Raw genomic sequence first — 14,655 nt, forward strand, 5'->3', positions numbered from 1 at the left:
GGGCATGACCCAGCGCGTACCGACCCGCTAGCAGCGGGCCCGGCGCGGTGCCCTGGTTCCTGTCCAGGTCTCCCCCTCGGTCGGTGCGCTCGGCGCACGGTTCACGATCGTGCGCGAGTCTAGTTGCCGCAGGGTCCCACACCGGTTCGGCTCACCGGTGCGGCGGACCGGGTGGCTCTGCGGGTCCGGGCGGGCCGGCGTCCCCATCCGGCCGCGGCCCGGGCTCCTCAGGCTTGCGCACGTGCCGCGGGGTGTGCCGGCGCTGCGGGTCGCGCACCGGTCGCACCACCGTGTCGTCGGGCCCGACGCCGAGGTCGTCGACGGGCAGCTCGGCGAGGTCACCGGGCGTCGGGGCCGGCGCCGGGGGCACCGGCCGGGGCGTGTCGTCCGCACCGGCGGGGCTACCGGCGCCCGTTCCGTCGGCGGGGCGACCGGCGCCCCGTGCCTCGGCGTCGTCCGCCGCGCGACGGGTCCGGCGGCCGGGGTTCCACACGGGCTCCCAGGCGGCCTCGATGTGCGGCGCCCAGGGCAGGTCCCGCGAGGCGTCGACGGCGTCGTCGGCCGGGTGCGCGCCGGGGGCGGGGCGCGCCCACAGCGGCTCCGCCTCGGAATCGTTCCCGGGGTCCGCCGGCCCGGCCGGGTGCTGCCCCGCGGACCGGTGCCCGGGCGTCGGGCCCGCCGCGCCGGCACCGCCGGACGGGGCGTGGGGTGCGCCGTCGGGCCGCTCCATGGTGCCGACGCCGCCCGCGCCCGGCCCACCCGCCCCCGGACCACCGGCCGAGCTGAGGCGGGGGTTGAGCACCCGCGCCGCCCACATCCCCGCCGCGCGCAGCGGACCGGGCAGCCGACGCGCCACCGAGGCGGTCATGTTCCCCATCGGGACCGCGACGACCTCCAGCTCGGGCACCCGCAGCGCCCGCAGCACGACGAAGTAGCCGAGCACCATGCCGAGCCCGACCACGAGGAGCCGCACGAGCGCACCGAGCACGGTCAGGTCGGCCTCGTCGGTACCCAGCAGCGTGAGCAGGCCCCAGCCGGCGAGGATCGGGACCGCGGCGGCCACGGAGATCCGCACGTGCGCGCGGACCACCCGCCCGCCGTCGGTCGAGCCGAGGCGGGGACGCAGACCGAGGAACGCCAGGGCGGCGCCGACGACGTTGCCCGCGGCCATCGCCACGCACGCGCCGACGAGCACCCACCGCGGTGGGAGCAGCGTGGAGGCCAGCGCCCCCACCACGACGATCGCCGTGAGCGGGAGCTGGAGGAAGAACAGCCGCCGGGCGTCCTCGAAGGCGTAGTAGACGCGCTGGATCACGGTGAAGGCGCCCACGCCGACCAGGCCGAGCAGCATCGCCACCAGCACCATCGCGATCGAGCGGACCTCGACGAAGGCGGCCGCCGGGGTGATGACCCGGACGATCGGCAGGGCGAGCACCATGAGGCCGCCGGCGCAGAAGACGGTGAACAGGCCGACCACCCGCAGCCCGAGCGAGAGGTCGGCGCGCACGGCGTCGAGGTCGTGGGTGGTCGCGTTGGTCGCCATCCGGGTGAACAGGGCGGTGATGAGCGAGACGACGATGAGCGAGGTGGGCAGCGAGTAGAGGAAGTAGGCGTTGGTGTAGGCGGCGTTGCCGGGCACGTCGATGGCGTAGTCGCCGGCCGCCGAGGCGGCGGCGGCCACGTTGGAGATCGCCAGGGTGGCCGCCTGACCGACGACCAGGGCGGCGAAGACCCACATCGCCGTCGAGGTGGCCGAGCCGAGGCCGCGCCCGCGGAAGCCGAACCGGGGCCGCAGCCGCACGCCGGCCCGGCGCAGCGGCCACAGCAGCACGAGCGCCTGGGCGGCCACCCCCGCCGTCGCGGTGCCGGCCAGCAGCACCGTCCGGTCCTGGGTCCAGTCCGCGGCCTCGGCGGCGCTGAGGTCGGCGACCGAGCCGTGCAGCCCGAGGAAGACCACGAGGCCGATGATCGCCACGATGTTGTTGACGACCGGTGCCCAGGTGTAGGGCCCGAAGATGCCGCGCGCGTTGAGGACCTGCCCCAGCAGCGTGTACATCCCGTAGAAGAACAGCTGGGGGATGCACCAGTAGGCGAAGGTGACCGACATCGTGTACCAGGGGTCGGCCATCCCGAACGCGAAGAGCCGCACGAGCAGCGGCGCCGCCAGGGTGAGCACCGCCGTCAGTCCCGCCAGCCCCAGGGTGATGGCGGTGAGCAGCCGCGAGACGTAGTCGTCGCCACCGTCCTCGTCCTTGGTCATCGCGCGGACGATCTGGGGCACGAGCACGGCGTTGAGCACGCCGCCGGCCACCAGCAGGTAGATGAGGTTGGGCAGCCGGTTCGCCACGTCGAAGGCGTTCGAGGCGCCGGTGTTGGCCCCCAGGACGGCGACCAGCAGGACCGGGCCCTTGACGAGGCCGAGCACGCGCGAGACGAGGGTGCCCGCGAACATCGTCACCGACGAGCCGGCCAGGCCGCGACGTCCGCTCATCGTGGGTCCTCCTCGGTCCCGGTCCCCGGGGGCCCTCCCCGGTCGGCCCCACCCCGGGGTGCGGCCGGACCATCGTCGGTGACGGCCGACTCCTCGGAGGTGACGTGGACCGTCGGCGCGCCGGGGTCGCCGGCGATGACCGGGGTCGCGTCCCCGGTGGGCACGCGCACGCCGCGCCGGATCCGGCGCACGAGCCCGACGACGACGAGCAGGGCCAGCGCCCCGCCGGCGATCGAGACACCGAGGCCCTCCCAGCCCGCGCGCACGCGCACGACGATGGTGGCCGAGGCGCCGATCTGCCGTCCCTGGGGCGACTCGAGGCGGACCTCGACGGGCAGGTCCCCCGAGCCGATCGCCGAGACCGCGACCTGCGCGGTGGCCTCCCCGCCCGCGGGGACGACGAGCTCGACCGGCTCGGGAGCCCGCAGCCGCGGGTCGTCGGGATCGACGACGACGCTCACCCGCGCGTCGAACTCGCCGTCGTTCGTCACCCGCACGGGCAGGTCCGCCGAGGAGGCGATGAGGTTGATGGGGGAGGTCGGGGTCGGGCGCACCGCGTCGGTGGCGGCGGTGAGCCTGCTGCTCCAGCCGGTGACGAGGGCCGTGCGTCCGGCGGGGTCCTCGCGCCAGCCCGCGGCCACCGAGGTGCGCACCGCGAGTGCCGCGCCGTGGACGAGCGGGGGAGGGGTGGGGGTCATCGTCGCCACCGTCTCGGCCAGCTGCTCGGTCTCCTCCGCCCGGGCGAGGTCCGCGGCGGTGACCTCCCCCGGCTCGACCACGCGCCGGTCCAGGTCCGCCGGCTCCAGCGAGTCGACCGGCCCGGCGGCGAGGTCCGCGGGCGGGACGAGGTCGACCCAGGGCGCCTCGGCGAGGGCCTCGGCGAGCTCGGCGACGGCGTCCGGGTCGACGTCGGTGAACCGGTCGTAGGACAGCACGAGGGGCCGGGGGTCGCTGGGGCGCTCGCGGAAGACGACGGCGAGGTCGGCCAGCAGCATCTGCCGGGCCTGGAGGTCGGTGAGGGCGGATTCCTCGCCGGCGCCCCAGGCGGTGAGGGTGGAGTCGAGCAGGGCGCTCGCCCGCTCCTCGGTGAGCAGGACCTGGGTGTCGGCGGTACCGGGCAGGGCGATCTCCGCGCGCCCGGCGGTGGTGTAGGTCAGGCCGTCCTCGGCCGGCACGGCCTCGCCCGGCAGCAGGGTGAGGTCGGTGCCGACGTCGGCGGCGAGCGCCACGGTGTCGGTGTCCGGCTCCTCGGCGGCGGGCCAGGCCAGGACCGGGACGTCAGTGCCGCTCAGGGTGGAGGTGCGCGCGGCGGCGTCCTCGGTGAGGCGGCGGGCCAGGTCCTCGCGGCCGAGGTGGGCGAGCGCGGCGAGGTCGGCGTCGCCGCTGGGCAGGGCCAGGAGGCGGTCCTCGTCGGCGAGCGCGGGCAGCTCGGTCGCCCCGACGTCGGCGGTGCCGTCGAGGAGGAGGGGATCGAGGACGAGGGTGGCGCCGGTGCCGGCCACCGCCTCGGCGAGCGCCGCGACCGCGGCGCCGTCCGGGTCGGCGGCCGCGTCGAGGAGGTCGGTCTCGTCCGTGGGGGCGGACCCCTCGCCGTCGGTGGGGGTCTCGGGTCCGGCGGAGGGCGGCTCCGCCGGCGTGCCGGTGCCGTCGTCGGCGTCGTCCCCGCCGCCGGTGGTGTCCGGCTGCGTCGCGCCGGCCGGTGCGCCGTCGGGCTGCTCCGCGTGCGGACCCAGGCCCGGGACGAGCCCGGGCAGGTCGATCGACGTCGCGGTGGCGGGCACGAGCAGGGAGACGGGCAGCGGTTCGAGGGACTCCGCGGGGGCGTCCCAGACCACGACCGTCCGGGTGGTGCCGAGGACCTCGCCGTCGTCGCGGAGGAGGACCTCGATCCCGCGCGGTCCCCACTCCGCACCGGCCAGCCGGAGCTCCTCGGCGGTGACCTCGACCTCGAGGGTGCGGCTCTCGCCCGCCGCGAGGTCCTCGACCGGCTCCGTGACGATCTCGGGCAGTCCGGCCGGGTCGGTGCCGGACTGCCAGGCCGCGAGCACCGAGCGGGAGATGGGGATGGCGGGGTTCATCGCCACCGCGACGGTGCCCTCGTCGATCGCCTCGTCCGCGTGGACGGTGACGGTGAGCGTGAGGTCGTCCTCGCCGGCCAGGACGGCGGGGGCGACGTCCTCGACGTCGACCGGGGGCGGGTCGCCCTCCTCCTCGGTGCGCAGGGTGGAGGTGACGGCGTCGGTGGCGGGGGCCGCGGCCGCCGGGAGCGCCACGAGCGCACACGCGACCAGGGCCGTCGCGACGCGTCCACGCGGCGCGGTGAAGGTCATGCCCGGCCGGCCAGCACGTCCCGCGCTGTGGCGACCACGCGTCGCTCGTTGGGGTAGGCGAGCCGCGACGCGACCTTGTCCAGACGCACCCACGCCACCTGCTCCGCCTCCTGGTCGGGGTCGTTCTCGATGGTCAGCGAGCCGCCCGTCGCCTCGAGGAGGTAGTGGTGCACCACCTTGTGGACGCGTCGGTCGGTCCCGGCGAACCAGTAGTCGATGGTGCCCAGGTGGAGGAGGATCCGGCCGTCGATGCCGGTCTCCTCGGCGATCTCACGGACGGCGGCCTGCTCGGCGGTCTCCGCGCCCTCGAGGTGCCCCTTGGGCAGGCACCACTCGAGGCGGCCGCCCCGGTTGCGGCGGGCGATGACCGCGACGTAGGCCACGCCGTCGGCGACCTTGACCACGACGCCGCCCGCCGAGGTCTCGTCGACCACGGGCAGGCGCGAGGTGCGTGAGCCGGGCGCCCGCACCCGCAACGGGCGTGGCGCCCGTGGCTGGGGGATCGGGGCCGCAGGCATGCGGTCCACTCTAAGAGACTCCGGCGCGGCCGGGCCGGAGGGCGGGCCGCCGAGGGGGCGGGAGCGGGGCGTCGTGGCACCCTTGGTCGGTGCCTGACGACCTCCCTGCCGACCTCGCGCTCCAGGTGCGGGCGATGAAGGTGCTCGCCGACCTCCCGCGACCCGTGCTCGACCTGGCCGACCGCTTCGTCGCGGCCGGCGAGGAGATCTCGCTGGTCGGCGGGCCCGTGCGCGACGCCTTCCTCGCGCTCGCGCCCAAGGACATCGACCTGGCCACCTCCGCCCGCCCCGAGGTCACGGAGGCGATCCTGCGCGACTGGGGGGCGCGGACCTGGGACATGGGCCGCGAGTTCGGCACCATCGGCGGCGTCCGGGACGGGCTCGACGTCGAGGTGACGACCTACCGCACCGACGAGTACGAGGTGGGCTCGCGTAAGCCCGTCGTCGCCTTCGGCGACACCCTCGAGGGCGACCTCTCCCGGCGCGACTTCACCGTCAACGCCATGGCCGTCCGGCTGCCCGACCTCGCGCTCGTCGACCCGCACGACGGGCTCGGCGACCTCGTCCGCGGTCTGCTGCGCACGCCGGTCACCGCCGAGCAGTCCTTCGACGACGACCCGCTGCGGATCATGCGCGCCGCCCGGTTCGTGTCCCAGCTCGGGCTCGCCGTCGACGACGACGTGCGGGCGGCGATGACCGCGCAGGCCGCGCGCCTGGAGATCGTCTCCGCCGAGCGGGTGCGCGCCGAGCTCGAGCGGCTGATCGTGGGGGACCACCCGCGCGAGGGCCTGCGCCTCATGGTCGAGACCGGGGTCGCCGACGTCGTGCTGCCCGAGCTCGCCCTCCTGCGCGAGACCGTCGACGAGCACGGCCGGCACAAGGACGTCTACGAGCACACGCTCACCGTCCTCGACCAGGCGATCGACCTGGAGACCGGCCCGGACGGGCCCGTGCCCGGCCCGGACCTCGTGCTGCGGCTGGCCGCCGTCATGCACGACGTCGGCAAGCCCGCCACCCGCCGCTTCGAGCCGGGCGGGGGCGTGAGCTTCCACCACCACGAGCTCGTCGGGGCCAAGCTGACGGCGAGGCGGATGCGCGCCCTGACCTTCGACAAGCAGACGACCAAGGACGTCGCGCGGCTCGTCGAGCTCCACCTGCGCTTCCACGGCTACGGGGACGGGGCGTGGACCGACTCCGCGGTGCGCCGCTACGTCACCGACGCCGGTCCGCTGCTCGAGCGCCTGCACCGGCTCACCCGGGCCGACTCCACCACCCGCAACCGGCGCAAGGCCGCGCGGCTCAGCCACGCCTACGACGACCTCGAGCGCCGCATCGCCGAGCTCGCCGAGGCCGAGGAGCTGGCCGCCATCCGGCCCGACCTCGACGGCGGGAGGATCATGGAGCTGCTCGGCATCACGCCGGGCCCGCTGGTGGGCCGGGCCTATCAGCACATGCTCGGCCTGCGCATGGACCACGGCCCGATGGAGCCCGAGGCCGCCGAGGCCGCCCTGCTGGCGTGGTGGGCCGAGCAGCCCGAGAGCCAGGACGCCGGCGACTGACCACCGGCGGGCAGCCCACGACGACGGCCACGGCCGGATGTGTCGTTGCCCACCTTCTGGGACCTAGGTCGTACGACGGATCGGGCAGATCCGTCAGGAAACGAGGACAATGGAGCCATGAGCGAGCCCGTCCCGTCAGGTCAGTCCGCAGGCCCAGCGACGCGCACGAGGGCGACGGGCGACGCACCCGGCGAGGGCGCGACGCCGCTCCCGGCCACCCCCTGGTCGCGGCAGCCGGGCGAGGTCGCCGCCGAGCTCGACGTCGACCCCGAGGTCGGGCTCAGCGGTGCCGAGGCCGCACGGCGCCTCGCCGCCGACGGCCCCAACGAGCTGCGCGGCTCCCCGCCCGTGCCGTGGTGGCGCAAGCTGCTCGGCCAGTTCCAGGACCCGCTCATCTACCTGCTCTTCGTCGCCATCGCCATCTCGCTGGTCGCCTGGGCCGTCGAGGGGGCCTCCGGCGTCCCGGTCGACGCCGTCGTCATCGCCCTCATCGTCGTGCTCAACGCGATCCTCGGCTACAGCCAGGAGGCCCGGGCGGAGAGCGCGGTCGCGGCGCTCGCGGAGATGACCGCCGCGACCTCGACGGTCCTGCGCGACGGCAGTCTCATGACGGTCCCCTCGGCCGAGCTCGTCCGGGGCGACGTGCTCGCCCTGTCCGAGGGCGACGCCGTCGGGGCCGACGCCCGCCTGCTCACCGCCACGGCGCTGCGCGTCCAGGAGGCCTCGCTGACCGGCGAGTCCGAGGCGGCCGAGAAGGGCTCGGGCGCCGTCGAGCCCGACGCCGGCATCGGCGACCGCTCCGCCATGGTCCACAAGGGCACCGCGGTCGCGCAGGGCGTGGGCCGCGCCGTCGTCACCGGTACCGGGATGAGCACCGAGATGGGCGCGATCGCCCACATGCTCGACTCCACCGAGTCCGACCCCAGCCCGCTGACCGTCGAGATCGACCGGGTCTCGAAGATGCTGGGCATCATCGTCGTCGTCATCGCCATGGTCGTCATGGGCACGATGCTCCTCGCCTACGGGGTCGAGACCGCCGACGACCTCGTCCAGACCCTCCTGCTCGTCGTCTCCCTCGCCGTGGCCGCCGTCCCCGAGGGCCTGCCGGCGATCCTGTCCGTCGTCCTGGCCATCGGCGTGCGGCGGATGGCCGCCCGCAAGGCCGTGGTCAAAAAGCTGCACGCCGTCGAGACCCTCGGCTCGGCGTCGATCATCTGCTCGGACAAGACCGGCACGCTCACCCGCAACGAGATGACCATCGAGCAGGTCGTCACCGCCTCGGGCCGGGTCACCGTCACCGGCGTCGGCTACGCGCCGACCGGGGAGGCCCTCCTGACGGGCGTGGACGAGCGGGCAGTGACCGAGGCCCGCTACGTGCTCGCCGGCGGCTCGCTGGCGAACAACGCCCAGCTGCGCGAGGTCGAGGGCGAGTGGGAGATCCAGGGCGACCCGACGGAGGCCGCCTTCCTCGTGGCGGCCCGCAAGCTGCCCGGGACCGAGGAGGAGATCGGCGCCTTCGAACGCGACGGCGAGATCCCCTTCACCTCCGAGCGCAAGAAGATGTCCTCCCTCGAGGTCCACGCGACCCGCCCACCCGTGCTCATGAGCAAGGGCGCCCCCGACGTCCTGCTCGCCGACTGCACGGCCGTCCAGGTCGGCGACGAGACCGTCCCCCTCGACGACGAGCGGCGGGCCCGGGTGCTCGGCGAGGTCGAGGCGCTCTCCGCGGCGGCCTACCGCACGCTCGCCGTGGCCTACCGGGTGGCCGACGAGGACGCCCCCGACCTGCTCGACGGCATCGACGGCGACGAGGAGCACGACCTGGTGCTGCTCGGCGTCGTCGGCATCATCGACCCGCCGCGCGCCGAGGCCGCGACGGCGGTCGAGGAGGCGCACCGCGCCGGGGTGGCCGTCACGATGATCACCGGGGACCACCCGGTCACCGCGGTGCGCATCGCCGCCGACCTCGGCATCGTCGAGCCCGGCGCGCGTGCCGTCACCGGTGCCGAGCTGGCGAGGATGGACGAGGCCGAGCTGGCCGAAGTCGTCGAGGACGTCCGCGTCTTCGCCCGGGTCGCCCCCGAGCACAAGCTGCGCATCGTCGACGCCCTCCAGACGCGCGGGCACGTGGTGGCGATGACCGGCGACGGCGTCAACGACGCCCCCGCCCTCAAGTCCGCCGACATCGGCGTGGCGATGGGCGTCACCGGCACGGAGGTGACCAAGGAGTCGGCCCGGATGATCCTCGGCGACGACAACTTCGCCACCATCGTCGCCGCCGTGCGGCAGGGCCGGGTCATCTTCGACAACATCAAGAAGTTCCTGCGCTTCCTGCTCTCCTCGAACCTCGGCGAGGTGCTCACCGTCTTCCTCGGCGTCGTCCTGGCCGGGGTCATCGGGCTCAGCGACACCGGCGACGGCGGCATGGTGCTGCCCCTGCTCGCCACGCAGATCCTGTGGATCAACCTCGTCACCGACTCCGCGCCAGCCCTCGCGCTGGGCATGGACCCCGAGATCGACGACGTGATGACCCGGCGCCCCCGCCGGCCCGAGGAGCGGATCATCGACCGGGCGATGTGGGGCGGCATCCTCTTCGTCGGCGCGGTGATGGCGGTCGTCATGCTGCTGACGATCGACATCTTCCTGCCGGGCGGGCTCGTCGAGGGCGGCGACTCCCTTGAGGTGGCGCGGACGGCCGGCTTCACCACGCTCGTGCTCGCCCAGCTGTTCAACGTGCTCAACTCGCGCTCCGAGACCACGTCGGCGTTCCACCGGCTGTTCGTCAACCCCTGGCTGTGGGGGTCCTTCGCGCTGGTGGTGGTGCTCCAGGTCCTCGTCGTCGAGGTGCCGCTGCTCCAGACCGCCTTCGGGACGGCGTCGATGGACCTCACGCACTGGGCGGTGTGCTTCGGGATGGCCTCGCTCGTGCTGTGGGCGGACGAGCTGCGGAAGATCGTGCTGCGGGCTACCGCTCGGTCCCGCCCGCGATGAACGCTTCGACGTCGGCGCGGGCCCGGCGGTCCTCGCGCTGCTCGGGCGGCGACTTCATCAGGGCGGCGCTCGCCGAGAGCAGCGGCCCGCCCAGGCCCCGCTCGAGCGCGAGCTTCGCGAGCCGGACGGCGTCGATGATGATCCCCGCCGAGTTGGGGGAGTCCCACACCTCGAGCTTGTACTCCAGGGACATCGGGGCGTCGCCGAAGCCGCGACCCTCGAGGCGCACGTAGGCCCACTTGCGGTCGTCGAGCCAGGCGACGTGGTCCGAGGGGCCGACGTGGACGTCCGACTCGGGCAGCGTCGCGGTGATGTTCGAGGTCACGGCCTGGGTCTTGGAGATCTTCTTCGAGACGAGCCGCTCCCGCTCGAGCATGTTCTTGAAGTCCATGTTCCCGCCGATGTTGAGCTGGAAGGTGCGGTCGAGGTGGATGCCGCGCTCCTCCATCAGCCGGGCGAGCACCCGGTGCGTGATCGTGGCCCCGACCTGCGACTTCACATCGTCCCCGACGATCGGCAGCCCGGCGTCGGTGAACTTCCTCGCCCAGGCGGGGTCGGAGGCGATGAACACGGGCAGGGCGTTGACGAAGGCGCAGCCGGCGTCGATGGCGGCCTGGGCGTAGTGCAGGGCCGCCTCCTGGGAACCGACGGGCAGGTAGCAGACCACGACATCGGCGCGGGCGTCCCGCAGCGCGGCCGCGACGTCGACCGGCTCGGCCGTCGACTCCTCGATCGTCTCCCGGTAGTACTTCCCCAGGCCGTCCAGCGTCGGCCCGCGCCGGACCGGCACGCCGGTCGTGGGCACGTCGGTCAGCCGCAGCGTGTTGTTCTCCGACGCGTGGATCGCCTCGGCGAGGTCGGTGCCCACCTTCGCGGCGTCGACGTCGAAGGCGGCGACGATCTCGACGTCGCGCACGTGGATCCCGCCGAGGTCGACGTGCATGAGACCGGGGACGACGTCGTCCGGGTCGGCGTCGGCGTAGTACCGGATTCCCTGGACGAGCGCGGACGCGCAGTTCCCTACCCCGACGACGGCGACCCTGACCATGACTGTCCTCCAGCGAGTTGAGAGTGACGAACACCGTAACCGGCGCGAGGGCGCCGATCGAGGGATATCCGACCCGACCGGCCCGTCGGGCCCGGCGTGTGATCGCGCACAGCCCCGGGCAGCGGGCACGCCTCCAGCTCCATACTGTGGAGCTCACGTCAGGACGAAAGGTTGACGCGGATGGCCAAGGAACCCACCGGAGCCGCACGCCGGTCCACCGGCGCCCGGACGGGCGGTCGCGCCCGGGGCGGCGCAGCCGGAGCCGCCGGCGCCCCGCAGGCGGTCGCCCCACGCATCCCGATCTGGCGACGGGTGCTGTTCTGGTTCTTCGGGCTGTTCATCGCGGGCCTGGCGGGTGCGGCCGGCCTGTTCGTCGCGGCCTACGCCTCCATCGACGTGCCCGCCCCGGACGACTTCGCCCTCGCCGAGGGCACGACCGTCTACTACGCCGACGGCGAGACCGTCATGGGCCGCTTCGCCGAGTACGACCGCAGCTCGATCTCCCTGGACGACATCCCCGACCACGTCAGCCAGGCCGTCATCGCCTCCGAGGACCGCCGCTTCTACGAGAACCCCGGCGTCGACTGGCGCGGGATCGCGCGCGCCCTGTGGAACAACATCCAGGGCGAGTCGCGCCAGGGTGGCTCCTCCCTCACCCAGCAGTACGTCGAGCGGTACTACACGGGGACGACGACGTCCTACGTGGGCAAGTTCCGGGAGACCATCCTCGCCCTGCGCATCGACCAGGAGCAGGAGAAGGAGGAGATCCTCGAGAACTACATGAACACCATCTACTTCGGGCGCGGCACGTACGGCATCCAGGAGGCGTCGATGGCGTACTTCGGCCACGGCGCCTCGGAGATGACGATCGCGGAGTCGGCGCTGCTGGCCGGCATCATCCCCAGCCCCTCGGCCTGGGACCCGGGCGTCGACCCCGAGCAGGCCGAGCAGCGCTTCGAACGGGTGCTCGACCTCATGGTCGAGGACGGGTGGATCACGGCCGAGGAACGGGCCGACGCCGAGTTCCCGGAGGTGATCGAGCCCGAGACCAACGAGATGTACGCCGGGCCGGACGGCTACCTGCTGGCGATGGTCCGCGAGGAGCTCGTCGCCGAGGCCGACCTCACGCTCGAGGAGGTCGACACCGGTGGCTTCGACATCGTCACCACCATCGACCAGCGCAGCCAGCAGGCCGCCGTCGACGCCGTGGCCAACCTCCCCGAGGACCGGCCGGAGAACAACCACGTCGGCCTCGTCTCGGTACGGCCCGAGTCAGGGGCGATCGTGGCGCTGTACGGCGGGCCCGACTACCTCACCGACTCACGCAACTCCGCGACCCAGGACCGGGCGCAGGCCGGGTCGACGGCCAAGCCGTTCACCCTGGTGGCCGCCATCGAGGCCGGGATCCGGATGGAGGAGACCTTCCCCTCCTACAGCCCGATGGAGATCGAGGGCTACGACTTCCCGGTGGGAAACTACGACACCTACGACCGCGGGTTCATCACGCTGCGGCAGGCCACCGCGCAGTCCGTCAACACCACCTACGCGCTCGTCAACCAGCAGGTCGGGGCGGACTCGATGGTCGACGTCGCCACGCGGGCCGGCTGGCCGACCGAGACCCCGGGGCTCATCTCCTCGCCGTCGAACGTGCTGGGGCCGGCCTCTCCGACGGCGCTGGACACCGCCCGCGCGTACAACACCTTCGCGGCGCAGGGCGTGCGGCACGAGCCCCACATCGTGGCCGAGGTGCGCGACCGCGAGGACAACCGGTTCTACACCGGTGGCGACGAGGGGGTGCAGGCCTTCGACGCGGCGGTGATCAACGAGGCCTCCTACGCGATGGAGTCGGTCCTCGAGCCGGGGGGCACCGGGGAGACCGCCGGTGAGATCGGGCGCCCGGCGGCCGGCAAGACCGGTTCGTCCAACGCCTACCGCTCGGCCTGGTTCGCGGGGTGGATCCCGCAGCTGACGACGGTGGTCAACATGTACCAGGTCGGCGAGGACGGCACCGAGGAGGAGCTGACCGGCTTCGGCGGAGTCGACCTCGTGGCCGGCGGGACCTTCCCGGCCCAGGTCTGGCGCGACTACATGCAGGTGGCCACCGAGGGGATGCCCGTCGAGCAGCTGCCCGAGCGGCCCGACCCCTCCGAGCTGCCCGGCCGTGCGGTGCCCGAGATCCCGACGCAGGAGCCCCCGACGACCGAGGAGCCCACCACCGAGGAGGAGACCACGGAGGAGGAGAGCACCACCGAGGAGGAGACCACGGAGGAGGAGACCACCGAGGAGCCGACGACGGAGGACCCGACGACGGAGGAGCCCACCACGGAGGAGGAGCCCACCACGGAGCCGACGACGCCGCCGGAGCCGACCGAGCTGCCCTCCACGGAACCCTCCACGCCCGCACCCGGCACGGGTGGCGGCGGACAGGGAGGCGGCGGCCAGGGCGGTGGTGCGGGCGGCAACGGGGCCGGCACCGGCACCGGCCGGGGGGCCGGCGGGGGCTGAGCGCACCGCAGGCCGGGGGGCCGGCGGGGGCTGAGCGCACCGCCGGGCGGGGGACCGGCGGGTGTTGAGCGCGCCGCCGGCCGGCCCGGCTCCGCCGTCGGGCGGGACGAACGTGACCGGCCGCACGGGGGACGACCTGCCGCCGCGGGCCCGGACCCGGTACCGTTGACGGCTGGCCCCGGTGTGTCCGGGGCTGCACGCATGACCCTCCTGTCACGGAGAGACCGTGACCGCCCAGTCCGAAGGAGGTGGGGATACCCGTGCGGCAGTACGAACTGATGATCATCCTCGAGCCGGAGGTCGACGAGCGCACCGTCGCCCCGTCGCTCGACAAGCTGCTCTCGGTCGTCACGACCGGTGGTGGCACCGTGGACAAGATCGACATCTGGGGCAAGCGCCGGCTCGCCTACGAGATCGCCAAGCGTTCCGAGGGGATCTACGCCGTGGTCGACATGACCACGACGCCCGAGGTCGCCAAGGAGCTCGACCGTCAGCTCGGCCTCAACGAGGCCGTCCTGCGCACCAAGCTCCTGCGCCCGGACGCCGGCTGACACCGACCGACACCGACCGTCAGGAGCCCTCATGGCAGGCGACACCATCATCACCGTTGTCGGCAACCTCACCGCCGACCCCGAGCTGCGCTTCACGCCCTCGGGAGCGCCCGTCGCGAACTTCACCGTCGCGTCGACCCCGCGGATGTTCGACCGTCAGGCGAACGAGTGGAAGGACGGCGAGACGCTGTTCATGCGCTGCTCGGTGTGGCGTGACGCGGCGGAGAACGTGGCGGAGTCGCTGACCAAGGGCATGCGCGTCATCGTCCAGGGGCGTCTCCAGCAGCGTTCCTACGAGACCCAGCAGGGCGAGAAGCGCACCGTCGTCGAGATGCAGGCCGACGAGGTCGCCCCCTCGCTGCGCTACGCGACCGCGAAGGTCACCCGCACCCCGCGCGGTGGCGGCGGTTTCGGCGGCGGCCAGGGCGGCCAGGGTGGCGGCTTCGGCGGCAACCAGGGCGGCGGTGGCTACGGCAACCAGGGCGGCGGCTACGGCGGCGGCCAGGGTGGCTACAACGGCCCGTCCGGCGGCAGCGCCGACGACCCGTGGGCCACGCAGGGCGGCGCGACCGCGTTCCCGAACGACCCGCCGTTCTGACCGGCGGACCCCACACATTCCACGTAGGGCCCCGCGCGTGAGCACGCGGGGCCGGCACTGATCC

At 74.0% G+C, this 14,655-nt stretch carries 9 protein-coding genes; 5 read left to right on the forward strand and 4 right to left on the reverse strand.

Annotation, left to right across the window (positions count from 1 at the left end; translation table 11 throughout):
• Nucleotides 1–151: 151 nt before the first annotated feature.
• Genes murJ through AC3D3D_RS08855 form a run of 3 tightly spaced genes read right to left on the reverse strand, consistent with a single transcriptional unit; the run spans nucleotide 152 to nucleotide 5,324 of the window.
• Nucleotides 152–2,491: a murein biosynthesis integral membrane protein MurJ gene (gene murJ, locus AC3D3D_RS08845; protein ID WP_463662844.1), complete on the reverse strand. Its 2,340-nt coding sequence runs from the start codon at nucleotides 2,489–2,491 to the stop codon at nucleotides 152–154.
• On the reverse strand, nucleotides 2,488–4,821 hold the full coding sequence (locus AC3D3D_RS08850; protein ID WP_463662845.1) for a DUF6049 family protein: 2,334 nt from the start codon (nucleotides 4,819–4,821) through the stop codon (nucleotides 2,488–2,490). The genes murJ and AC3D3D_RS08850 overlap by 4 nt, the downstream gene beginning before the upstream one ends.
• On the reverse strand, nucleotides 4,818–5,324 hold the full coding sequence (locus AC3D3D_RS08855) for an NUDIX hydrolase (protein ID WP_463662899.1): 507 nt from the start codon (nucleotides 5,322–5,324) through the stop codon (nucleotides 4,818–4,820). The genes AC3D3D_RS08850 and AC3D3D_RS08855 overlap by 4 nt, the downstream gene beginning before the upstream one ends.
• A gap of 149 nt (nucleotides 5,325–5,473) precedes the next feature.
• Here AC3D3D_RS08855 and AC3D3D_RS08860 point away from each other — a divergent pair, with 149 nt between their 5' ends.
• Together AC3D3D_RS08860 and AC3D3D_RS08865 are read left to right on the forward strand one after the other, a co-directional pair.
• Nucleotides 5,474–6,898, forward strand: coding sequence for a CCA tRNA nucleotidyltransferase (locus AC3D3D_RS08860; RefSeq protein ID WP_463662900.1), 1,425 nt, complete (start codon nucleotides 5,474–5,476; stop codon nucleotides 6,896–6,898).
• A 117-nt stretch (nucleotides 6,899–7,015) separates the two neighbouring features.
• Complete coding sequence (locus tag AC3D3D_RS08865; protein ID WP_463662846.1) at nucleotides 7,016–9,889, forward strand: cation-translocating P-type ATPase; 2,874 nt, start codon at nucleotides 7,016–7,018, stop codon at nucleotides 9,887–9,889.
• Here the strand turns inward: AC3D3D_RS08865 and AC3D3D_RS08870 are convergent.
• Nucleotides 9,864–10,937: an inositol-3-phosphate synthase gene (locus AC3D3D_RS08870; protein ID WP_463662847.1), complete on the reverse strand. Its 1,074-nt coding sequence runs from the start codon at nucleotides 10,935–10,937 to the stop codon at nucleotides 9,864–9,866. The two genes, AC3D3D_RS08865 and AC3D3D_RS08870, sit on opposite strands and share 26 nt — an antisense overlap.
• A gap of 180 nt (nucleotides 10,938–11,117) precedes the next feature.
• Between AC3D3D_RS08870 and AC3D3D_RS08875 the strand changes: the two genes are divergently transcribed.
• The 3 genes from AC3D3D_RS08875 to AC3D3D_RS08885 all read left to right on the forward strand — a co-directional run bounded on the left by AC3D3D_RS08875 (nucleotide 11,118) and on the right by AC3D3D_RS08885 (nucleotide 14,591).
• On the forward strand, nucleotides 11,118–13,442 hold the full coding sequence (locus AC3D3D_RS08875) for a transglycosylase domain-containing protein (RefSeq protein ID WP_463662848.1): 2,325 nt from the start codon (nucleotides 11,118–11,120) through the stop codon (nucleotides 13,440–13,442).
• Between the two features lie 260 nt (nucleotides 13,443–13,702).
• The gene (gene rpsF, locus AC3D3D_RS08880; protein WP_463662849.1) at nucleotides 13,703–13,993 is read left to right on the forward strand and encodes a 30S ribosomal protein S6; all 291 of its coding nucleotides are present in this window, start codon (nucleotides 13,703–13,705) and stop codon (nucleotides 13,991–13,993) included.
• A 31-nt stretch (nucleotides 13,994–14,024) separates the two neighbouring features.
• Complete coding sequence (locus AC3D3D_RS08885) at nucleotides 14,025–14,591, forward strand: single-stranded DNA-binding protein (RefSeq protein ID WP_463662850.1); 567 nt, start codon at nucleotides 14,025–14,027, stop codon at nucleotides 14,589–14,591.
• Nucleotides 14,592–14,655 lie beyond the last annotated feature (64 nt).

Source organism: Georgenia sp. X1117 (genome assembly GCF_057784635.1).